21 protein-coding genes are annotated in these 21,487 nt (G+C 43.0%); 16 read left to right on the top strand and 5 right to left on the bottom strand.

Going from position 1 to position 21,487, the window contains the following annotated elements; all coding sequences use genetic code 11:
• The first annotated feature begins 12 nt into the window (after positions 1-12).
• The 3 genes from CLV38_RS00900 (at position 13) to CLV38_RS00890 (ending at position 2,103) form a co-directional block, all read left to right on the top strand.
• The gene (locus CLV38_RS00900; protein ID WP_106190286.1) at positions 13-291 is read left to right on the top strand and encodes a DUF427 domain-containing protein; all 279 of its coding nucleotides are present in this window, start codon (positions 13-15) and stop codon (positions 289-291) included.
• Positions 292-455: 164 nt separating this feature from the next.
• The gene (sixA, locus tag CLV38_RS00895; protein ID WP_106190284.1) at positions 456-1,772 is read left to right on the top strand and encodes a phosphohistidine phosphatase SixA; all 1,317 of its coding nucleotides are present in this window, start codon (positions 456-458) and stop codon (positions 1,770-1,772) included.
• A 40-nt stretch (positions 1,773-1,812) separates the two neighbouring features.
• Entirely contained in the window at positions 1,813-2,103 is a 291-nt protein-coding gene (locus CLV38_RS00890; RefSeq protein WP_106190282.1) for an RNA polymerase alpha subunit C-terminal domain-containing protein, read from the top strand.
• A gap of 69 nt (positions 2,104-2,172) precedes the next feature.
• Here CLV38_RS00890 and CLV38_RS00885 read toward each other — a convergent pair whose 3' ends face one another.
• Together CLV38_RS00885 and CLV38_RS00880 are read right to left on the bottom strand one after the other, a co-directional pair.
• On the bottom strand, positions 2,173-2,958 hold the full coding sequence (locus CLV38_RS00885; protein WP_106190279.1) for a glucose-1-dehydrogenase: 786 nt from the start codon (positions 2,956-2,958) through the stop codon (positions 2,173-2,175).
• A 216-nt stretch (positions 2,959-3,174) separates the two neighbouring features.
• Positions 3,175-5,097, bottom strand: a complete 1,923-nt coding sequence (locus CLV38_RS00880; protein ID WP_245920510.1) for a right-handed parallel beta-helix repeat-containing protein — start codon at positions 5,095-5,097, stop codon at positions 3,175-3,177.
• A 285-nt stretch (positions 5,098-5,382) separates the two neighbouring features.
• On the opposite strand from CLV38_RS00880, the gene rnc reads away from it, so the two are divergent.
• From rnc to ffh, 6 genes are read left to right on the top strand one after another with little or no spacing between them, the layout of a single operon-like run.
• On the top strand, positions 5,383-6,084 hold the full coding sequence (gene rnc / locus CLV38_RS00875) for a ribonuclease III (RefSeq protein ID WP_106190276.1): 702 nt from the start codon (positions 5,383-5,385) through the stop codon (positions 6,082-6,084).
• A gap of 43 nt (positions 6,085-6,127) precedes the next feature.
• The gene (smc, locus tag CLV38_RS00870) at positions 6,128-9,691 is read left to right on the top strand and encodes a chromosome segregation protein SMC (RefSeq protein ID WP_106190274.1); all 3,564 of its coding nucleotides are present in this window, start codon (positions 6,128-6,130) and stop codon (positions 9,689-9,691) included.
• Positions 9,692-9,704: 13 nt separating this feature from the next.
• Positions 9,705-10,517 carry a Cof-type HAD-IIB family hydrolase gene (locus tag CLV38_RS00865; protein ID WP_106190271.1) on the top strand — a complete coding sequence of 271 codons (813 nt, stop codon included), beginning with the start codon at positions 9,705-9,707 and terminating at the stop codon, positions 10,515-10,517.
• Between the two features lie 41 nt (positions 10,518-10,558).
• Positions 10,559-11,665, top strand: a complete 1,107-nt coding sequence (gene ftsY, locus CLV38_RS00860) for a signal recognition particle-docking protein FtsY (RefSeq protein WP_106190268.1) — start codon at positions 10,559-10,561, stop codon at positions 11,663-11,665.
• A gap of 40 nt (positions 11,666-11,705) precedes the next feature.
• The gene (locus tag CLV38_RS00855) at positions 11,706-12,053 is read left to right on the top strand and encodes a putative DNA-binding protein (protein WP_106190265.1); all 348 of its coding nucleotides are present in this window, start codon (positions 11,706-11,708) and stop codon (positions 12,051-12,053) included.
• A gap of 7 nt (positions 12,054-12,060) precedes the next feature.
• On the top strand, positions 12,061-13,506 hold the full coding sequence (gene ffh, locus CLV38_RS00850) for a signal recognition particle protein (protein ID WP_106190263.1): 1,446 nt from the start codon (positions 12,061-12,063) through the stop codon (positions 13,504-13,506).
• A gap of 440 nt (positions 13,507-13,946) precedes the next feature.
• On the opposite strand, the gene CLV38_RS00845 is transcribed toward ffh, so the two are convergent.
• Positions 13,947-14,303 (bottom strand): hypothetical protein, encoded by a 357-nt coding sequence (locus CLV38_RS00845; RefSeq protein WP_106190260.1) that lies wholly within the window; start codon positions 14,301-14,303, stop codon positions 13,947-13,949.
• Between the two features lie 210 nt (positions 14,304-14,513).
• Here CLV38_RS00845 and rpsP point away from each other — a divergent pair, with 210 nt between their 5' ends.
• From rpsP to rplS, 5 genes are all read left to right on the top strand, one after another.
• Positions 14,514-14,786: a 30S ribosomal protein S16 gene (gene rpsP / locus CLV38_RS00840; protein ID WP_106190258.1), complete on the top strand. Its 273-nt coding sequence runs from the start codon at positions 14,514-14,516 to the stop codon at positions 14,784-14,786.
• A gap of 112 nt (positions 14,787-14,898) precedes the next feature.
• Positions 14,899-15,144, top strand: coding sequence for a KH domain-containing protein (locus CLV38_RS00835; protein WP_106190255.1), 246 nt, complete (start codon positions 14,899-14,901; stop codon positions 15,142-15,144).
• Between the two features lie 113 nt (positions 15,145-15,257).
• On the top strand, positions 15,258-15,773 hold the full coding sequence (gene rimM, locus CLV38_RS00830) for a ribosome maturation factor RimM (protein ID WP_106190252.1): 516 nt from the start codon (positions 15,258-15,260) through the stop codon (positions 15,771-15,773).
• On the top strand, positions 15,770-16,519 hold the full coding sequence (gene trmD / locus CLV38_RS00825; protein ID WP_106190250.1) for a tRNA (guanosine(37)-N1)-methyltransferase TrmD: 750 nt from the start codon (positions 15,770-15,772) through the stop codon (positions 16,517-16,519). Before rimM ends, trmD begins: the two co-directional genes overlap by 4 nt.
• Positions 16,520-16,659: 140 nt before the next feature.
• Entirely contained in the window at positions 16,660-17,016 is a 357-nt protein-coding gene (gene rplS, locus CLV38_RS00820) for a 50S ribosomal protein L19 (protein WP_106190247.1), read from the top strand.
• A gap of 113 nt (positions 17,017-17,129) precedes the next feature.
• Here rplS and CLV38_RS00815 read toward each other — a convergent pair whose 3' ends face one another.
• Positions 17,130-17,765: a hypothetical protein gene (locus CLV38_RS00815; protein ID WP_106190244.1), complete on the bottom strand. Its 636-nt coding sequence runs from the start codon at positions 17,763-17,765 to the stop codon at positions 17,130-17,132.
• A gap of 206 nt (positions 17,766-17,971) precedes the next feature.
• Between CLV38_RS00815 and CLV38_RS00810 the strand changes: the two genes are divergently transcribed.
• The gene (locus CLV38_RS00810; RefSeq protein WP_211295381.1) at positions 17,972-18,835 is read left to right on the top strand and encodes a GNAT family N-acetyltransferase; all 864 of its coding nucleotides are present in this window, start codon (positions 17,972-17,974) and stop codon (positions 18,833-18,835) included.
• Positions 18,836-18,915: 80 nt separating this feature from the next.
• On the opposite strand, the gene CLV38_RS00805 is transcribed toward CLV38_RS00810, so the two are convergent.
• On the bottom strand, positions 18,916-19,995 hold the full coding sequence (locus CLV38_RS00805) for a M42 family metallopeptidase (protein ID WP_106190238.1): 1,080 nt from the start codon (positions 19,993-19,995) through the stop codon (positions 18,916-18,918).
• Positions 19,996-20,358: 363 nt separating this feature from the next.
• Between CLV38_RS00805 and rsgA the strand changes: the two genes are divergently transcribed.
• Entirely contained in the window at positions 20,359-21,426 is a 1,068-nt protein-coding gene (gene rsgA / locus CLV38_RS00800; RefSeq protein ID WP_106190235.1) for a ribosome small subunit-dependent GTPase A, read from the top strand.
• Positions 21,427-21,487 lie beyond the last annotated feature (61 nt).

Genomic DNA, 21,487 nt, shown 5'->3' with positions numbered 1-21,487 from the left:
AGGTGACATACGATGAAAGCTGTATTTGAAGAAACGTTACTAGCCGAAAGCAGCAATACTGAAGTAGTCGAAAACAATCACTACTTCCCAAGAGAAGACGTCAACATGGACTACTTGATCAAAAGCGAGACGCAGTACACGTGTCCCTGGAAAGGGGATGCCACTTATTATCACATCATTACCGGAGAAGACAATAAAACCGATGGGGCCTGGTCCTATGAGGCGCCCAAAGAAGCAGCGAAAAACATCGCAGGTCATATCTGTTTCGAAAAAGAATTAGTTAGTGAATAAATCGACTATAATAGTAAGGCTCTTCTCATTATTGATCATGGGAAGAGCCTTTTTCTGCTTTTTGTGATCCTTGAAGCTCTAACTTTCAGTTTTAATGCACTTATTTGATATACTGTGACTAGATAAAATCGATAGTGAACGTATACAGTTAAGGAGAGATCGTTATGCCAAAAGAACTACTGTTTATCCGTCACGGAAAAGCTGAAGACCGCTCGTCCACTAAGGATGATACTAAACGTCAATTGACCAAGAAGGGGAAAGAAGAGTTTAATGATTTCGTTTCATCAATGAAAGAAGAACTGACAACGGAAAATACTATTCATGTCTGGACCAGTCCTTTAAAACGGGCTAAACAGACAGCCTCTATAGTGAGTGAACAGTTGGGATGGCCAAAAGCAGATACAAAAGAGTTTATCGCAGCTGGAGATTTTAAAGCCTTGATGGATGAAGTCGCTAACTTGGATCCCGATACTAGAGTAGTACTCGTTGGGCACAAACCGACTTTAGGCCAATGGGTGGAAAAATTAACTGGGTCTGAGTATTCATTTAAAAAAGGTGGCATGGCCCTTGTCAGTTTAGCTGACGATGACCAGACAAAAGGAACACTTATCTGGGATAGTGATCCTAAATTCAAAAAAAAAAGCAATGAGGAAGCCGAAGTCCTGAGAGATATTCTTTTAAAACAAGCAGGTAAAATGAAGCAGTCTTATGAGCACTTCCGAAACAACCCTTATTCACCCAAACGGATACACCGTTTTCGAATAACCATGCGCAAAATGCGGTCCCTGCTCCATTTTGTTAAACCACTTATAGGTAAAGAAACGTACAATGAGCTGAATAATTTGATTAAAGACTCTACACACCGGATTGAGCCGATACGAGAAGCGGATGTGCTGATTGCATCGTGTGGAGAACGGGCACTGGAAGAACCTGGGCTGATTGACAATTACGCTGACGTGTTCAAGTATCTGCATAATGAGCGGCGCAAATGGATCCGGAGCCGTCTGACAGATAGCATGATTTCAGCTTTTGAAAAAATGCTCGAAGAGACAGAACAGGCGATTAACCACCTGACATTTAACGAAGAGAAGGCGACAGACGGCAAGTGGGATTCGTACCTTCAAAACCGCTTCAACAAGAAAAAGAAAAAAGTGTTGGACTCATTTAAACAGGCGGATCATTCTGATCACAAATCAGCCCATGGCGTGAGAAAACAGGCCAAGAAGCTGCGTTATGCTGCCAAGGGATATAAGGATATACTGCCCTCTAAAGAAGTCAAAAAGGTGAAGAAGAAAGCAGAAGCCATTCAAGATGAACTGGGCTTGATTTGTGACCTTTATAAAAATAGTGAACTCCTAACAACTTACGCTGAAAAAGCGAAAGACAAGGAATTAGAAAAAGCATTTACTACACTGGCTGAAAGACAAAGTACGCTTAGAGAAGACGTAATCGAAAACCATTCTGAACTCAACAATTCATAGTCAAAGCAATATGATAGGTTTAAGTGAAGGAGGGAAGCATATGAGTGCTGAAAAAACACTGAGAACGTGTGAGAAAGGCCATCAGTTTTACAAAAGCAGTGACTGTAAGAGTTGTCCAATCTGTGATAAAGAATCTAAACCAGAAACTGGCTTTTTATCAGTAGTATCTTCTCCTGTTAGAAGAGCATTATTATCTGAAGGGATAGACACCCTTGAAAAACTGTCAGAGCATACGCAAAAAGAGATTCTGGCACTTCACGGGATAGGACCGTCCTCAATTCCCGTTTTAAAAGCATCTCTTGAAGAAGAGAACCTTGATTTTAAATCATGATGCCTAATCGATTAAACGTAGGAATGAGGCTGGGACAAAAGTCCTAGCCTCTTAACTGTACCCTATTAATTAACCGTCTCCTTTTTCAAATGAGGGGTAAAGTGTCATGCCACCATCAACATATAACGTTGTTCCGGTCACATAGCTGGATTCGCTGGAACTTAACCACGCAGCTGCGGCAGCAACTTCTTCAGGTTTACCGATATAATGCATTGGGATCATAGTCAATACTTGTTGTTTTGCTTCATCAACTTCAAACTTCTCCTCATTGATTGAGGTATTGATGGCACCTGGAGAAATAGTATTGACTCTAATTCCTTTGTGGGCATATTCCAGTGCGATACTTTCTGAAAATAGTTTCAGTCCACCTTTACTTGCTGCGTAATGGGCAAATGTCGGCCAGGGTATTTTGTCGTGTACTGAGGACACATTAATAATGTTCCCCTTAATATCATGTTCTAAAAAGTAATTCAGTGCTTTTTTAGACCCCAGGAATGCACCAGTCAGATTGACATTCATGATCATAGACCAGTCTTCAAGGCTCAGTTCATGTGTTGGCGATTGGCTTTGCAAACCAGCATTGTTGACCCATAAGTCCAGGGACCCAAAGTTTTCTTCAGCTGCTTTAAGTAAGGTATCGACGCCTTCTTCAGAACTAATATCCGCTTGGACAGCTACAGCTTTGCCGCCTTTTTCTTTAATCAATTCTACTGACTCATGTACATTATCTTCATCACCGTAATAATTGATGACGACAGACATTTTTTCTTCGCCTAAACGGAGTGTAATGGCTTCTCCAATTCCTCTGGATCCACCCGTTACGACTGCTACTTTTCCTTCTAGATCTTTAAACATTTGTTATCCCCCTTATTTTTTCTTTTAAATTACCCTGTCAATTGATTTTACTGTACCTTACAGTTATCATTTATCAAACTATTAAGCTTAAACAAATAGGAGTAGGGAAGAGAACTAAATAGACAAATAAAATCCGCTGAAAATCGATTATGATTTTTCAGCGGATTTTATCAGTTTACTTGATCCTTTTTTCTATTCATTTGATGTTTCTAGTATTTATCCCCAGACTTTAATTTTGTTTTTACCGCTCTTAAGATTGGATAGAGGGCCTAAGACCGATTTGCCTTCTTTGACCTGTCCTAAAAGATCCTTATTGATGACGACTTCACTGCCATCTGGATTCTCAAATTCGACATCCGTCAGTCTGACACGTTCAAGGGTTTGAGTAGAATGAACGCCACCTTTGATCGTTTCAAATTCATCCGGAAGAGTAATTTCAAGATAGACGTCATTGCCTTCTTCACTGATTTTAAGTTCTGGATTAAAGTCAGAAACAATATTTTCTTCTTCTCTGTCAAAGGGTAGAGCACCGTTTAAATAGGCATTCTGATTAATATAAACAGGTTGCTCGACAACGTTAAATGCCTCATGATCACTGCCTGGCTGATGGTGAACATCGTAGATATATTCTTCAAGAGACGTAGTATACCCGTTATAGTGCGCTGTTCCTGCGTCCTCGATTCCTTCGTCTCCAACAATGATATTATTGTACCAGCGGTCATCTCCTCCGTAAACAGGGGAGAAGCCTTTAATATCCGTACTGTGAGCCTCATGGTAAGGGGTAGAACGGTCCAGCATTTTACGGTGTTCCATTTTACCTCTGACCAGGTTATTGACATAAGCTCCACCTTGCGCATGGTTGTCCAGTGCATAGTCTGCCGTGAAGATATTATGATCGACCAGGAACGGTCCGCTGCTGACTTCGACAAACAGGTCACGGTTGTTGCGGTAGAAGATGTTTCTACTGACGCGCGTGCCTTGCAGTTGCCAGTCAAGCCAAATACCTAACGTACAGTCATGGATACGGTTGTCATGGATTTGTGTATCGATGGCCGCATGGAGTTTAATGCCGGCAATTTCGTGTCCGTAAAACTGACGCTTGATTGCGATGTTGAAGATATGGTTATTATAAATTTCACTGAAGATACAACCCAGGTGCCCGACGATTCCGTTCTGGCCACAGTCATAAATTTTATTGTTTCGGATAATATGAGAGCCGACTTTTTCTTTGCTCCAGCCCGCTTTTTCAGCTGCGAAGACTGTTTCAATCTGATAGTGATAGCCTGGTTTGTCCTGACGCTTAGAGTAGTAATTGTCACCTGTACCGACTTCTTTTCCGATACTGATCCCACTACATTTTGAGTCATGAACGATGTTATCTTCAATAATCCATCCTTTAGCCCAGTTCGGTCCTAGTAATCCTGGCTGATCAGCAGTAGGGGGCGTCCAAGGCGTAGCGGACTGAGCCATTTCAAACCCTTTAACTGTAATGTAATCAATGCCCGTTTTTTCAGGATAGAAAACCGATCTGCGCGCATTCACTTCAATCAGTTCCTGGTTAGGGTCATACTTATGGAAGTTCGCAAACACTGTTGTATTGTCTTCGTCTACTTCCGCAAACCAGACATATTTTGTCTGTTCAGGATCGTGAGCTGCAACAGTTTTTCTCGTCCATCCATCAACTACTTCCGTTACAGTAACGGGGTTAGTGACTTCATCTTTGGTTTCTGCTTCATAAAATGACTTACCGTTTAAATAGACTTCTCCAAGGTGGCGACCAGGATTCTCAACGATCCAGTCTCCATATAGTTCTTCCTTAAATGGATTATAGTCTCCAAAGAACGCATTTGGGATGACAGTTTTCCAGACTGATCCGTCGACCTTTTCCCAGTCTTTCACTTCTTCAGATCCTTTAATCACGACTTTTTCACCTTCAGCTGCACTGTACGTAATGCGTCTGCGGTTACTTAAGCCAGGAAACTTAGGCTTGACCCATTCTCGGTAAACGCCTTCATGAACAACGACACTGTCTCCAGCAATAGCCACTGAGGCTGCTTTGTTAATTGTTAAGAAGGGATCCTGTTTTGTTCCTTTACTTAAATCCGATCCATTCTTCGATACGTGATAGTCAATTCCCACTTGTACATTCCTCCTTGTATTTGATACCTATTATAGGCGTTGGTTATCGTTATTGACAGACTATATTCTGTCAATAGATGGACAATATTAGTGATTCTAGTTGAATAAGGTGAGAGCCGGTTAGTATACGGTCATATCTTCAATACTCTTGGATCGTTTTGTTCCTTGTACTGTGTCTTATTCATAAAAAAACTATATTCACTGTCTAATACGCGACCACATGTTTATTTTCCCTATCAAATCAAGTATACTAGAGGGGTATTGTCATTAGGAGGTGACCAGCAGATGAAAAAATTGTTTCAACATGTAAAAGATAAATTTGGTGTGACGTTTCAGGACGAAAATGTTCTGATAGAGGCGTTTACCCATTCATCCTATGCGAATGATCATCGTGACCAGCAAATCAAAAATCTGGAACGGCTTGAATTTCTTGGAGATGCGGTACTGGAACTTACTGTATCTGATTACTTGTACCATAAATACCCCGATCACCCTGAAGGCCAGTTGACTCGCATGCGTGCGTCAATTGTTCGTGCAGAAAGCCTGGCCAAACTGGCTAAGGAGTTTGACTTGCATACTTATGTCCGTCTGGGCAAAGGGGAAGAACAGATGAACGGCAGAACGCGTCCGTCACTACTATGTGATGTTTTCGAGGCCTTCATTGGGGCGGTATTTGTAGACCAGGGCATGGATGTCGTCATCGACATTTTAAAAGCCATATTATTTCCGAAAATTGATTCCGGTGCTTTCTCTCATGGGATGGATCACAAAACAGCATTACAAGAACTGCTTCAGCGAAATGGGGTTGTCACGATCGAGTATTCTGTCGTGGATAAACGTGGCCCAGACCACGAAAAAGAATTCGTGGTGGAAGTTCGCGTCGAAGGGGACTCATTTGGTGAAGGAGTCGGTCGCTCAAAAAAAGCGGCAGAACAGGCCGCAGCCAAAGTCGCTATGAAGATGTTAGAAGAAGCCAGAGAATCGTAGTGTTCGATTAAACACGAGAATACTATGAAGGAGAGACGATCACGTGCAGTTAAAACGATTAGAAATCAAAGGATTCAAGTCTTTTGCCGATAAGACGGTACTGGACTTTACAGATGGCATCACAGCGGTCGTCGGACCAAATGGAAGTGGAAAATCAAACATTATCGAAGCGATTCGCTGGGTAATGGGAGAACAGTCCGCTAAGACACTTCGAGGTGGCCGTATGCATGATGTCATTTTTTCAGGGACAGATTTGCGTAAATCAATAAACATTGCTGAAGTCACCTTGGTGTTGGACAACCAGGATGGCTTTCTTCCTGTGGCGTTTGAAGAGGTCAGCATCACAAGGCGCATCAACCGCAACGGGGACAGTGATTACCTGATCAACAAGGAAAATGTCCGGTTAAAAGACATCGTTGACTTGTTTATGGACTCGGGACTTGGAAAAGAATCATTTTCAATCATTTCCCAGGGACAGGTCGAAGCGATTTTCAACAGCAAGGCAGAAGACAGACGGGCTATTTTTGAAGAAGCTGCGGGTGTGTTTAAATACAAAACGCAAAAGCAAAAAGCTGAACGCAAGCTCTTTGAAACCCAGGACAATCTAGACCGTGTGCAGGATATTTTATATGAACTGACGGCCCAACTGGAACCATTGAAAGAACAGAAAGACATTGCTCAAAGCTATGTGAAACAAAAGGAAGAACTCACTGATCTGGATATTGCTTTATCTGTCATGCGGATCGATGAATATGTGTCCGAGCAGAAAGGCAACAAAGAACGGTCCCAGACGTTTGGTCAGAACGCTCATGCCCTGGCCGGTCAGATCGAGTCCAGCTCACAGGTTGTCAAGAAGAAAAAACACGCCTTGCATGAGGTCGAGTCTAAACGTGACTCTATCCATGAGCAGCACATTGATCTGATCAAACAAATTGAACGGACCGAGGCTAACCTGCGTTTAGTAGAGGAAAAAGAAAAGCATCAGGATGCCTTTTTAAGCGAAAAACAGGGGTCCTTAACGCAAGAAGAATCCCGTTTAAGGGATTTAAATAATGAATTGGCCACTATAAGTGACCTGTATACCCGTCAGTCCAAGCAAGTCAGTGACTTTAAAGCGGATTACAAACAGAAAGAAGACCAGCTGAAACGGTTGATGGGCAATAAGGAAGAAGCCATTGAAGCGCTGCGGTCAGACTACATTGAAGCCATGCAGCAGAAGACCTCTTTAAAAAATGAAGAAACCTACTTAACGAAGCAGTTGAGTCAGTCTTCCCAGTCTTCTGAGAAGCAGACCCGTGCAGTCGATTCCGTGTCAGAAAAACTGTCTGAAACTCAGACACGTCTAACTCAAAAAGAAGAAGACCTGACCCAGTTGAAAGCTGATCTGGATAAACTGGTTCAGTCATTTAAAGAAACCAAAGCGACACTTGACGACATCAACGGCACCTATCGTCAGAAAGCGAACCGAATTGCTCAGCTTCAGCAGCAGCTTCACCGGTCTCAGGCGAAGCAACAGAGCCTGGTAGAAATGCAGGAAAACTATGCCGGTTATTTTGCCGGTGTTAAAGCTGTTATGACCGCTAAGAATCAGCTGGAAGGCATTGTTGGAACAGTTGCCGATATGATGGATGTACCGGTCAAATTTACAGAAGCGATTGATACGGTACTGGGAGCAGCAAGTCAGTTTGTCATCGTCGAAGATGAAAAAGCGGGACGCGACTCCATTCAGTACTTAAAGCAGAAAAAAGCGGGACGCGCAACGTTCCTTCCACTCACAACAATCAAGAAACGGTCAGTCTCGCATGCGTATGCCGAACGCGCCTCAGCTACAGAAGGATTCGTCGGCATTGCAAGCGACTTGATCAACTATGATGATAAAGTCGCGCAGATAATGGGGAACCTGCTCGGGTCTACTATCGTGGCCGAAGACTTGAAGTCAGCCAATGCGATTGCCAAAGCGGTCCAGTACAACGTCCGTGTCGTCAGTCTTGAAGGAGACGTGATGAACGCCGGTGGATCGATGACGGGTGGAGGTGGTAAACGCTCATCCAATGCACACCTGTTTTCTCAGAAAAAAGAAGAGAAAGCGCTCCGTATTGAAATAGATGAACTGGAAAAAACATTAGCTTTAAGGCAGCAGGAAAGTCAGTCGGAAGAAAAACAGCGCACGGAACTGACTGCCAAACTCGAAGAGCTGCGTAGTACGGGTGAAGACAAACGGCTGGCAGAAAAACAGCTGGAAAATGAAGTCACTCAGCTGACCGACACCGTCAATCGTCTGGAACGCGAGAAAAAAGGACTCCTCTTTGAAATGAACGAGTCGACCAGTGAAGAACAGTCATTGACCGAACAGTTGGCTGATGTACAGGCTAAACGCCAGCAGGCTGACTCTGCCTTAACAGAACTGAAAGCCGAAATGGATCAGCTGTCTAATGAGAAAGAAGACAGAGAAGTCCAGAAAGAACGTATTGAAGCCGAACGAGACGCTATTTTAGAAGAGTGGAACCAGGCCCGTGAAGAACTGGCCTCTACACGTTCGAAAAAAGACAGTATTGATCTACAGATTGATCAAACCAGAACGGCAATCGAGAGAATCAAGAGTGAATTGGTCCAGCTTGAACAAGGGGAAGAACTTGAATCAAAAGAAGATCTGGATGCTCGCTTAATCCGGTTAAACACTGAAACAGATGACTTAAGGTCGTCTGAACAAACCCTTAAGCAGAAACACACTGAAATTGAAACAGCCGTAACCGAACTGGAAGAAACGATCAGTGATCTTCAGGATAAACGCTCAAATATGGTGGAAGAAAAGAACCAGCTCGATATTCAGGCCTCACGCTACGACGTCTCTATTGACCATTTACTGGAGTATTTATCAGAAGAGTATGCGGTGAGTTATGAAGAAGCCAAGAAAAATCAGCCTGACCAAATCGAAAGGGAAGAGACACAGAAACGTGTTAAACTGCTCAAGCGTGGGATAGACGAGTTGGGGCCAGTGAACATTGCATCTATTGAAGAATATGACCGAGTGCACGAGCGTCACCATTTCCTCGCTACCCAGCAGCAGGATCTGCTTGAAGCGAAAGAGAAATTATATGACACGATGGATCAGATGGATACTGAAGTGAAGAAACGCTTCTATGAAACATTTAGCTTGGTCAAAGAACAGTTCGCGATTGTCTTCCCACGAATGTTTGGTGGAGGAAAAGCGGAACTGCGCCTGACCGATCCAGATGATTTACTGGGATCAGGGGTCGAAATTGTTGCCCAGCCACCTGGTAAAAAACTGCAGTCACTAAGTCTGTTGTCTGGTGGGGAGCGCGCATTGACTGCCTTATCCTTACTGTTTGCCATTATTCAGGTTCGTCCGATTCCCTTCTGTATTTTAGATGAAGCGGAAGCCGCTCTAGATGAATCGAATGTGACCCGTTTTGGACGTTACCTGCACGAATTTGCATCAGATACGCAATTTATCGTCATCACTCACCGCAAGGGAACCATGGAAGAAGCGGATTCTCTATACGGCGTGACGATGAGAGAACAAGGGGTATCGAAACTGGTATCCGTTCACTTGCAGGATATCGATGAACAAATCGAACAAGCTTAATGAGGAGGACCTTATGTCAATCAAACTAGTCGCCATCGATCTGGACGGTACACTCTTGAACAGTGACCATCAGGTGTCTGAAGAAAATAAACGAGCCATTCAAAGAGCCAAAGAACAGGGTGTCAAGATCGTCCTTGTGACGGGACGCCCTTTAAAAGGCATGCTGTCTATTTTGGAAGAGTGTCATCTGACTGAAGAAGGCGATATTGGCCTGACTTATAATGGCGGACTGGTGCAGTGGACCCGCACTGGGGAAACATTAAGCCAGATCACCTTGCCTAAAGAAGACGTACTGGATGTCTACAAGCTGAGCCAGGATCTGAACCTGCCGTGTAACTTTATTGATCTCGATACGGTCTACGAACCGGCTTATCCGAAAGGCAAACCGTCGCAGTACGCCAAACACATGAAAGCACTGCCGTTTGTAAAGGTCGATATGACAGATCTGCCGGAAGAATTTCCGATCAATAAAATCGTCATGTGCTGGCACCGGGAAGAACTCGACGAGAAAATTAAAGAAATCCCTGACGTTTACCGGGAGCGCTATACGATCATGAAGTCACGAGACAATTTACTCGAAGTGCTGCCCAAGTCAGTCGATAAAGGCAAAGGATTGATTCAGCTGAGTGAGCTGCTTGGAATCGGACTGGATGAGATGATGGCAATCGGAGATCAGGAGAATGATCTTGCCATGGTGCAGACTGCCGGTACAGGTGTAGCGATGGCAAATGCCACTCAAATCGTCAAAGATGCAGCCCAGGTAATCACTAAATCGAACGATGAGCACGGTGTCGCTTATGCTATCGAACAATATGTGTTAAACTGATGTATATGTGTCAAAAAAAGTAAAGAAAGAGTGAGTCCATTATGGGATTATTTGATAAGATCAAATCCGCCTTTACAGGTGCTGATAAAAAACAGGACGCACCAGAACAGGAAGTCATCCAGGAAAAAGCTGTAGAAGAGGAAGCCGTTAGAGAAACAGTTGAAGCACCGGTAACCGAAGATACGACTTTAGAACCTGAAGATACCAAAAAAGAAACCGAACAGTACGAAAAAGGATTGAAAAAATCTCGTGTATCCTTTACCCGTCGATTAAATGAGCTCCTGGCTAATTTCAGGTACGAAGATGAGGAATTTTTCGAAGAACTCGAAGACCTTTTAATCGAATCAGACGTTGGATTTGAAGCAACCATGCAGATTGCGGATACGCTGCGTTACGAAGCCAAAGTCGAAAACATCCGAAGCATGAAAGATGCCGAGCGTGTAATCGTCAGAACGATGGTGGATATGTACGGAGAGACCAATCCGGATCATACCGAATTCAATGAGAATCCAGATGGACTGACTGTTGTCCTGTTTGTAGGGGTCAACGGGGTCGGGAAAACGACGACAATTGCCAAAATGGCTCACCAGTATATCGATAAAGGCAAGAAAGTCGTACTGGCTGCCGGAGATACATTCCGTGCGGGCGCAATCGAACAGCTGAACATCTGGGGTAGTCGAGTCGGTGCAGAAGTGATTTCCACTAAACAAGGTGGAGACCCAGCGGCTGTTGTCTACGATAGTATTACGACAGCACGTGAATCCGGCGCAGATTTACTCTTAATCGACACTGCTGGACGCCTGCAGAACAAGAAGAACCTGATGAATGAGCTTGAGAAGATGAAACGGATTATCTCCAGAGAAATTCCGGACGCTCCTCATGAAACCCTGCTGGTACTAGATGCGACCACTGGACAGAACGCGCTCAATCAAGCTAAAATCTTTAAAGAAACCACTAACGTAACAGGAATCGTTTTGACTAAGATGGACGGAACTGCTAAAGGTGGGATCGTTCTGGCAATCGGGAAGGAACTAAATATTCCCGTTAAATTTGTCGGGCTCGGAGAAACGATGAATGATCTTCATCCGTTTGATACTGAGAAATTTGCTTATGGCTTGTTTAAGGAACTGATTGAACAGACCTCGTAAGCCCGTTAGACTAGCTGAAAATAGAAAGGTGATAAATCGAATGGAACTTGAAAAAACATTGCGAATGAACAGTCTGTTCTCCTTTTATCATCCGCTCCTGACCGTTAAACAGCAGGAGTACATGAAGTTATACTACGGTGATGATTACTCCCTGGGCGAAATCGCAGATGCGTTCTCAGTGAGTCGTCAGGCAGTTTATGACAATATCAAGCGCTCAGAAGTCATACTAAATGACTACGAAAGTAAACTGCATTTAGTCGAAGAATTCGACAAGAAAAAAGACGCAGTTGAAACCTTAAAAGAATATGTAAATGAAAATCACGCTTCAGACGCACAGCTGCTGGAATTAATAGAAGCAATCAGTCTGGATTCAATCAGAGAGGAATGAACCATGTATGGCCTTTGAAGGATTAACAGGACGTCTGCAGGATGCTTTTTCCGGCTTGCGTAAAAAGGGAAAAGTAACGGAGGCAGATGTCAAAGACGTCATGCGCGAGGTAAGGTTAGCCTTACTGGAAGCCGATGTCAACTATAAAGTAGTCAGAGATTTTGTTAAAACCGTTCGTGAAAAGTCACTCGGTGAAGAAGTACTGGGGAGCCTGAATGGTGGACAACAGGTCGTTAAAATCGTTAACGATGAACTGACTGCCTTAATGGGTGGCGAGCAAGAGAAAATCATCTTCGCTGAACCTGGACAAGGACCCACTATTTATATGATGACTGGTTTACAAGGGGCTGGTAAAACAACCACTGCCGGTAAACTGGCGAACTACCTGCGTAAACACGAGAACAAAAAACCGATGATGGTTGCGGCCGATATTTATCGTCCCGCTGCGATCGATCAGCTTGAAACGCTTGGGCGCGATTTGGATATTCCAGTCTTCAGTATGGGCGATCAAGTCAGCCCGGTCGAAATTGCTGAAAAAGGGGTTCAGATGGCGAAAGACGAAAACCGCGACGTCGTTATTATTGATACGGCCGGTCGTCTGCACATCGATGAAACCCTGATGGACGAATTGGAAAATGTGAAACAGACTGTCAACCCACATGAAATCTTCCTGGTCGTCGATGCGATGACAGGACAGGATGCCGTTAACGTGGCAGATTCCTTTAATGAACGTTTGAATATTACAAGTGTCATCTTGACTAAACTGGATGGTGATACTCGTGGGGGTGCGGCACTGTCTATCCGTTCCGTTACGAATAAACCTATCAAGTTCACCGGTACTGGTGAAAAACTGGAAGCCTTAGAGCCGTTTTATCCGGACCGTATGGCTAACCGTATCCTGGGGATGGGTGATATTCTTACCCTGATCGAACGCGCCCAGCAGGAAGTCGACGAAGACCGTGCCAATGAAATGGCCGAGAAGATGCGTGAAAACCGTTATGACTTCAATGACTTTATTGAACAAATGGACCAGATGACAAACATGGGGCCAATGGAAGACATTCTTAAAATGATTCCAGGAATGAGTAACGTTCCCGGCATGGCAGACTTCCAGATGGATCCTAAAGACATTGCGCACATGAAAGCTATTGTGTTGTCTATGACTCCAGCTGAACGTGAGGATCCAGATCTGTTGTCTCAAAAGCGTAGACGCCGAATCGCTAAAGGGTCTGCCCGTGACATCGCTGAAGTCAACCGCATGATCAAACAGTTCAAACAGTCTAAAGAGATGATGAGCAAAATGTCCAATGGCAATATGGGCGGCATGCCCGGTATGGACAAACTGCTCGGTGGTGGCGTTAAAGGTAAGCTCGGCAAAATGGCTATGAACAGCATGTCCAAAAAGAACAGCAAGAAGAAAAAGAAGAAGATCGTTAAAAAGAAAAAGAAATAAATAATTAAACTAAAAACACATTTCTGAACTGACCTTGAAGGCTTTCCTTCGATATCAGTTGAAGAAATGTGTTTTTTCGTCTTTCTATTGGTTCTGAATGCTTTACGGCTCAAGTGAGAGGCTGGACAGGTTTGAGATGAGGCCTTTCTGTTTTTTATCCTTAGCTTAAATAGAATCGTTTCTCAGTTGAGGATAGTCAGGCTGACTATCTTTAACTTATATGACCTGATGAACTGAGTTGAAGTTAGTCACTGCTTCAGCTTTAACTCAGAATGCTTCCTTTTTTCACTTGCACTTAGTCGATCGGTTTAGAAGCAACTCAGAAAGCTAAACAGGTGAGTTGAAGGGTAAATGCTCTTTACATGCAACTCATCTAAAGTGGCATGTTGAGATGCAGACAACCCTTCATTTTCAATCCGACGCCATCCTTTAAAGCGTATTTAATAGTCTGTATCGTCCTGGTCCATCCAGTACTGTTTGTCATCGATCAGCTGTTCCAGCTTTTCCCGTTCTTCGCCGTTTGGCTGAGCCTGACTACTTAATAGCTGATCAATTCTTTCAGAAGAGGTGTTTAGGACTTCTTCGAGTTCTTCTCTGGAAAGCAGGTTTTTATCAATCAGCTCCTCTGTACGGGCAAGGAAAATGATGCCTTCTATTTCAGGGTCAGTCAGTTCATCGTCAAAGGAGAATTCCAGTTTAAATAATTCCTTTAGGGAAGAGATATCTAAAAACACACCGATTCCTTTGGCCATCAGCTTGATTTGTCGCATCATAAAATCCTGATCTTCTATCGTCATTTAAACACATCCCTTCTATTTCACTCTAATATAACACAAAAGAGGGGAGATACATTTTATGCTTTTTTCCTTCTGTAAAGAAAAAACACTTTACATTCTTTTTATTGCATGGTAAGATACATTTTGTGAGTTTGATTAAGCAGAAAACTCAGATTAAAGGTTCTTTAAACATAAAGATATCCTTATAAATTAACAGGAGGTGCAAGTTAAATGGCAGTAAAAATTCGTATGAAACGTATGGGGTCTAAAAGAAATCCTTTTTACCGTTTAGTTGTTGCTGATTCACGTGCTCCACGTGATGGACGCATTATTGAACAAGTAGGAACTTACAACCCGGTTTCAAAACCAGCTGAAGTGAAGATCGACGAAGAGTTAGTTATGAAATGGTTGAAAGAAGGCGCAAAACCTTCTGATACAGTTAAAAACTTACTTTCTAAAGAAGGAATCATCAAAAAATTCCACGATCAGAAATACGCTAAATAATTGTTCTAATTAAATTAATCGTTGAAGAAGAAAAGAATGGTGTCTGTTTTAATACTGGCAGTCTTTCTTTTCTTCCTTCTATATACTGAGGCTATTTAAAAAGGATGGTACTATGACTGATAAAGAAATGCGAGAGTTGATTAAAACTATAGTTGAACCTTTAGTCAGTCATCCAGATGAGGTCAAGCTGGACTTGAAAGAAACCGATGAGTTTCACGAGTACCTGCTGGCTGTTCATTCAGATGATGTCGGACGTGTCATTGGTAAACGAGGCCGTATTGCTAAAGCGATTCGTGCAATTGTCTACAGCATACAATTCGACGGACCCAAACGTGTACGTCTAACAATAGTTGATTAAGTCATCACGCTGAGGCGTACCCATGACAATCACACATAGCAGTAAAGATTGAATTGGGGTGGCTCTTAGAGTCCATCCCTTTTTTTATGACCACTATCCGAGAGGAGCACAAGATGGAGTATTATGACGTAGGAAAGATCGTGAACACGCACGGGTTAAAGGGAGAGGTTCGGGTCATGTCGATTACGACCAACCCACAGGAGCGCTATTACGCCGGAGCCCCTTTGACCTGGTTTGGAAAAGATAATGAAAAGGTGGAGCTGAAAGTCCGCAGTCACCGTCAGCATAAAACGTTTGATTTACTGACGTTTGAAGACTATTTCAATATCAATCAGGTGGAAAAGTTTGTTGGTGGGACGCTGCGCGTCAGCGAAGATCTCTTACTAGATTTACCGCAAGACGAGTTTTACATTCATGAAGTTGTCGGCCTCAAAGTGATCGATAATGATACGAATGAGGAAATCGGTAAAATCAAAGAAGTTCTGTCCCCTGGAGCAAATGATGTCTGGGTCGTTCAGAGACAAGGCAAGAAAGACCTATTACTGCCTTATATCGAATCTGTGATCCTTGATGTCGATATCGAACAGGGCGTCATTTCTGTTCATATTATGGAAGGGCTGGACGAATGAAGATAGACGTTGTCACACTCTTTCCAGAAATGTTTGACGGCCCACTGGGTCACTCTATCGTCAGTCGGGCGATCGACAAAGGTATCGTTGAAGTCAACCGGGTGAATTTTAGACAGTTTGGAAAAGGGAAGCACCAAGTTGTCGATGATACGCCATATGGTGGGGGAGCGGGGATGCTCTTAAAACCTGAACCGCTATTTGAAGCCATGGATTCGATCAATGAACGTGATCCTGAAACTAAAAAGCGTGTTATTTTGATGGATCCTGCAGGCAAACCGTTCGATCAGGCAATGGCTGAGGAATTTTCAGAAGAAGAGCACCTCGTCTTTCTATGTGGCCATTATGAAGGATATGACGAGCGTATTCGTTCACTGGTTACAGATGAAGTGTCTCTAGGCGATTATGTTCTCACTGGGGGCGAACTGGCGGCTATGGTGATGATTGATGCTTCCGTGCGCCTGTTGCCGAATGTCCTTGGAAATGCGGCTTCTGCTCAGACGGATTCACATTCAAGCGGTTTACTCGAACATCCGCATTACACTCGTCCAGCGGACTTTAAGGGGATGGCTGTACCAGATGTGCTGATGAGTGGGAATCACGGTAAAATCGACGAATGGCGTCATAAAGAATCGTTGAAGCGCACATTCCAGAGACGGCCGGATATGCTGGTCAAACGTGAGCTGACTAAACAGGAACAGCAGTGGATCGCTGAATGGACCGCTGAACAACCTGAAAACACTCTGTAAAATAGATAAATCAAGCAAAAGACCTTTACACTTAAAACCTAATATGGTAAAGTAAATAACTGAGTGGGCAACCACTTTTATTACGCAATTTTCCGCTGGGACTTGATCCTATGAGTGTTGCGCGAGAGGAGAAGGATAAAATGAATCCATTGATTGAAGCAATCACACAAGAACAACTACGTACAGACTTACCGGATTTCCGTCCAGGAGACAGTGTTCGAGTACATGCTCGTATCGTAGAGGGTGAACGTGAACGTATTCAGCTATTCGAAGGCGTAGTAATTAAACGTCGCGGACAAGGAATCAGCGAAATGTATACTGTTCGTAAGATTTCAGGCGGAGTTGGCGTTGAACGTACTTTCCCAGTTCATTCACCACGTGTTGCAAAACTTGAAGTGACTCGTCAAGGTCGTGTACGTCGTGCTAAATTGTACTACTTACGTAACCTACGAGGAAAAGCTGCTCGTATCCAAGAACGCGTACGTAAAACTAACTAATTTAATAGTTTTAGAAAGTCATCATTCTTTTACTAGAATGGTGGCTTTTTTTATGCCTTTAATGGTCAAAAAAGAGCGAACAGCTGAATTCAACTATTCACTCTTAACTAAATTCAACTATCGTCTTCAAGCAAATACAATACGTCCATTTTCCAGATGTCATTTTCTCTTTTCAAGCCGTATACAGTTGAGAAGCGAGAGACCCCTATGGCCACACTAATTTCTACAGACACGTCATCTTCAGACTGAGTGTCACTCCTTGCTTCGAGTGTGTCATAATACCGGTAGTCTAAAGCAGATTCAAGCATGGATTGAGTATTGTAGGCTGTGTAAAACACCTCATTGAACTCATCTCGATCAGGAAGACCCCCTCCATCATAGGTCAGTTCATAAATGGCTTCCCAGTCACTCATGACTACCGAATGAAAGTAGAGCAGCAAAATATTTTCCGGTGAATAATTCTCTAAGACCTTTGTATCATAGTCTTCGAGAAATGTGTTGTAAGCTTCTAAGTCAGCTTCTGTCAATTCTGATAGGTAAGAGAACTCAGCTGAGCGATTTTCGATCAGTTCATTATTTTCAGCAACTGTGCTTTCAAGTGCTTCTATCTTTACTTGGCTGGCGGCTACCGTTTCTTCCAGCTGACTGATCTTCGCTGCATCGTCTTCAGCCACTTCATCATCTGCATCACAGGCGACCAGCAGGATCAGTGAGGATAAGGATATTAAACTGTATTTTATTTTTTTCATTTGTTGTAACTCCCGTCACTCTAGTTTAGGATCAAAACAATTTAGTTAAGAATAACTTTAATGAAATCGTTTACTTTAGACTTCTTAAATACTATAGTATATAAAAGAGATTACTTCAGCAACATATTTTACGAGAAGGTATGATAGTTGAATCTAGTTTTCCATTTTTGTATAATCATAAAATAAATGCATAGGTGACAGTGCTTATGTTAACTATAACTGAACAGGGAAGAGGTGACTTTATGATTTATGAGTTGAATCAATCCGACTTTCGGAAGTGCAGAAAATTGGTGAACCCAGACGGTCAGGTGGAAGCGAAAGCAGTTATTAGAGGGACTAATCCAGGACGCATCTTTGTAGATGATTTATCCGATCCTTCCACAGGACTGATCTGGCTCGGAAATAATGACGGCTTTATTTTTATTGGTGATGAGCAGAATCGTCAGTTTACTGATTACATCTCGGATTTTATTGATACTGTCATCAAAGCAGAGGCTGAGAAAGAAGAATTGAGCTGGTTTGAAGGGATGGGTAATCATCAACGGTGGGATAGGGTTCTGGATGATCTTTTCAAAGACCGGGAAACCAGCAGCTGGAAACAGATTGTATTTACGTTGAAAGACAAACACGACTTGCCGCCTCTGCCTCAGCTTATTCCCAGCAACTATCAACTGAAAGAAATCACACCAGACTTTTATTATAATAGTGATTACGCGATTCACAACAGCTCCTTTTTACGGTCTAAGATTGATACATTCTGGTCCACTTCCCAGGCCTTTTTTGACAATGGAATAGGGTACTGTATTGTCGGCGATAATTCTGTCGTCAGTTTGTGCTTTTCAAGTTTTGTTTATAAGAACACATTCTGTATCGATATCGAAACGGTCACCAGTCACCAGAACAAGCAGCTGGCCCAGTTTGCAGCATATGCTTTTGTTCAAATGTGTATTTATGAGAATCTAACCCCTTACTGGGACTGCATGGAATCCAACACCGTTTCACAAAAGGTCGCCAAGAAGATTGGATTAACAGAATCCTTTTCATATAAGGGAATCGAATTCTCCTTTTAGAAGAGGAGTGTATTAAAAAACGTTCAGACTCATCACTTGATTACCTTAGTGAGAGAACTGAACGTTTTTTTAAACCATATCTAGTCGTATTCAACCTCAAACTGATTCAAAAAGGCTGCATCGATTGCTTTAATGGATTCGACTGCCAGCTTAACTGTGTGTGTATAGTCTTTAAATGAGGCAAATAGGTGATGAGTGTGTGCGTATCGACTCGGTACCCCGAGCACCAGGACAGGGACGCCAAGATTATTTACATGTATTTTACCGGCATTCGTCCCGCCGCCTTCGCGGACAGCATGTTGTACGGGTATCTTGTTTGCTGCACACACTTGATTGACCAGTTTGATCCATTCTTCGTTAGCGATATAGCTGCTGTCTTTATGTCTTATTTGTGGACCATATCCCATTCGAGCCTGAGATTGGTCGACTGGTTTAGCGTAATCATCTGAGGGTGTGCCTTCAAATACGATTGCAAAGTCAGGATTTATGCGATTAGCCGTAACGGTTGCCCCGCGCAGACCGACTTCTTCCTGAGACGCCAGTGCACCAACTACATTTACAGGCAAGTCTTCCTTTTCAAGTGCTTTGAGCGTGTCAATGACAGCTGCACAGCCTAATCGGTTATCAAAGGCCTTTCCAAGCATAGTCTGATTCTGTTCATTATAATCAAACTGGACAGAAGGGACGATTGGTGCCCCGACGTCAATACCAAATGAGCGGATGACTTCATCTCTGGAAGTCGCTCCCACATCAACCTTCAAGTCTGACATCTTCAATCCATTTTCACGTTCCTCTGGCGTCAGAAAATGGGGAGGCTTAGACCCTATAATGCCTTTTACATACTTCCCATTTCGATCTCTGACCATAAACAGATGGGCAGACACGTTATACCATTCCCATCTCCCTAGCATTTCAATGCCCAGTAGTCCGTTACTATCGATATAGCTGACAATGAACGCTACTTCATCCAAATGAGCATCCAGTATGATGGTTGGCTTGGATTCATCATAGTTTTCTGGATAAAGATAAAGATTCTTCAAATTATCCCGTTTAGCTTTCAAATTCCCTTTGTGCTTAAGTACCACATCAATGACATTGTCTTCGAATCCCGGTGCCCCGTATGCATTACTCAACTCTTCAATCAATTTCAAACTAGTCATTTATCTATTCCCCCTATAGTATGTTACTCACAATGATACAACACCTTCTTCCTTGTTTCTATGTACAGTGGCCCAAAAAATGTTACTTGCAGCACAGTTAATGGCATTAGTATGAGTGGTTGACTTTTTTCAGCAACGCCCTATAATGAGGGTATCAAGTAAAGAATAGGGGTGTGATGTTTATGGCTAATGTATCAATCGTAATTGCAGATGTTTTATCATGTTTGAAAGTCCATAGACTCACTCTGTTCTTTACGCCTTCAAAATAGAGCGTATTGTTTATTCAGTGTGTGCAGAACCGTGGACTTTCAAACAAGTTGACGGTTTTTTATTATGCACTAAATAAATGGAGGCTAAATAGTAATGTTAGAACAGTTTGGATGGGACTCAGAGTTACAACAGGAATGGAACACAATTAAAACTGAAAATGGCGTAATCGGACGTTTGATAACGCAATCTCGCGACTGGTCAAAAGTCATGACTGAAAAGGGCGAGTGGTTATGTACCTTGCCGGGCTCCTATCACTATGCCCCTACTTTCGATTATCCTGCAGTAGGGGATTGGGTAGGTGTGGAGCAGCTGCCGGGTGAAGAGCGGGGCATCATACGACATACGATTAAACGCAGTTCAGTATTTAAAAGAAACACAGCGGGAATTGAGACAAAAGCTCAGGTGATTGCAGCCAATATCCATTTTGCATTTCTAGTTATGAGCTGTAATGAGGACTTTAATATCAGACGGTTAGAGCGGTATCTAATTGCAGCCTGGGATTCTGGATCAAAGCCTATTATACTGCTGACCAAATCAGATCTGATTGATGAATCGAAACGACTGGAAATGGAGATTGAAATTGACCAAATCGCATTCGGAGTTCCCCTGTATTTTGTCAGTAATGAAACAGGTGAAAACATAGCGGCTGTCAGTAGTCTGCTGCAGCCTAATCTCACAGCTGCCCTTTTAGGATCATCAGGGGTAGGGAAGTCGACACTTGTTAATTCCTTGCTGAATACGGATAGAATGAAAATAAATACGATTAGAGAAGATGACAGTAAGGGGAAACACACGACCACTCACCGTGAGCTTATTCTGCTTCCTGAAGGTGGTATTCTGATTGATACGCCAGGAATGCGCGAATTCCAACTGTGGAAGCAAGAAAATAGCACAGGTTTAGCTGAAAGCTTTACTGATGTTGACCAGTTGATCTTCAATTGTCGATTTAATGACTGCAGGCATGACACTGAACCGGGATGTGCCGTAAAAGGGGCACTAAGTGAGGGAACTCTAACACAGGATCGCTATAATAGTTACCTTAAGCTCCAAAAAGAATTGGCTTATGTTGAACGAAAAGAGAACGAGAAAGTGATGCGTCAGGAAAAAGACAAATGGAAATCCATTTCTAAAGCAAGTAAGCAGGCATATAAAAACCGCTAATCGATAAACGGGTGGGAAACCTGACTCTTTTTAGTGTGGTACTAAATCACCCATTTAACCA

Origin of the sequence: Alkalibacterium olivapovliticus, assembly GCF_003003275.1 — a bacterium.
In the GTDB taxonomy this organism is placed as follows: domain Bacteria; phylum Bacillota; class Bacilli; order Lactobacillales; family Carnobacteriaceae_A; genus Alkalibacterium; species Alkalibacterium olivapovliticum.
The sequence above is the reverse complement of the archived record's forward strand: the minus strand, read 5'-3'. Positions and strand labels throughout refer to the sequence as shown.

Bases quoted from the DNA above. Each gene is read 5' to 3' on its own strand.
- CLV38_RS00890 (WP_106190282.1), top strand. From the start codon at position 1,813: ATGAGTGCTGAAAAAACACTGAGAACGTGTGAGAAAGGCCATCAGTTT.
- CLV38_RS00805 (WP_106190238.1), bottom strand. From the start codon at position 19,995: ATGACTAGTTTGAAATTGATTGAAGAGTTGAGTAATGCATACGGGGCA.
- CLV38_RS00865 (WP_106190271.1), top strand. From the start codon at position 9,705: ATGTCAATCAAACTAGTCGCCATCGATCTGGACGGTACACTCTTGAAC.
- CLV38_RS00810 (WP_211295381.1), top strand. From the start codon at position 17,972: ATGTTAACTATAACTGAACAGGGAAGAGGTGACTTTATGATTTATGAG.
- trmD (WP_106190250.1), top strand. From the start codon at position 15,770: ATGAAGATAGACGTTGTCACACTCTTTCCAGAAATGTTTGACGGCCCA.
- rplS (WP_106190247.1), top strand. From the start codon at position 16,660: ATGAATCCATTGATTGAAGCAATCACACAAGAACAACTACGTACAGAC.
- CLV38_RS00845 (WP_106190260.1), bottom strand. From the start codon at position 14,303: ATGACGATAGAAGATCAGGATTTTATGATGCGACAAATCAAGCTGATG.
- rsgA (WP_106190235.1), top strand. From the start codon at position 20,359: ATGTTAGAACAGTTTGGATGGGACTCAGAGTTACAACAGGAATGGAAC.
- ftsY (WP_106190268.1), top strand. From the start codon at position 10,559: ATGGGATTATTTGATAAGATCAAATCCGCCTTTACAGGTGCTGATAAA.
- CLV38_RS00855 (WP_106190265.1), top strand. From the start codon at position 11,706: ATGGAACTTGAAAAAACATTGCGAATGAACAGTCTGTTCTCCTTTTAT.
- CLV38_RS00835 (WP_106190255.1), top strand. From the start codon at position 14,899: ATGACTGATAAAGAAATGCGAGAGTTGATTAAAACTATAGTTGAACCT.
- ffh (WP_106190263.1), top strand. From the start codon at position 12,061: ATGGCCTTTGAAGGATTAACAGGACGTCTGCAGGATGCTTTTTCCGGC.
- rnc (WP_106190276.1), top strand. From the start codon at position 5,383: ATGAAAAAATTGTTTCAACATGTAAAAGATAAATTTGGTGTGACGTTT.
- CLV38_RS00815 (WP_106190244.1), bottom strand. From the start codon at position 17,765: ATGAAAAAAATAAAATACAGTTTAATATCCTTATCCTCACTGATCCTG.
- CLV38_RS00900 (WP_106190286.1), top strand. From the start codon at position 13: ATGAAAGCTGTATTTGAAGAAACGTTACTAGCCGAAAGCAGCAATACT.
- sixA (WP_106190284.1), top strand. From the start codon at position 456: ATGCCAAAAGAACTACTGTTTATCCGTCACGGAAAAGCTGAAGACCGC.
- CLV38_RS00885 (WP_106190279.1), bottom strand. From the start codon at position 2,958: ATGTTTAAAGATCTAGAAGGAAAAGTAGCAGTCGTAACGGGTGGATCC.
- rimM (WP_106190252.1), top strand. From the start codon at position 15,258: ATGGAGTATTATGACGTAGGAAAGATCGTGAACACGCACGGGTTAAAG.
- rpsP (WP_106190258.1), top strand. From the start codon at position 14,514: ATGGCAGTAAAAATTCGTATGAAACGTATGGGGTCTAAAAGAAATCCT.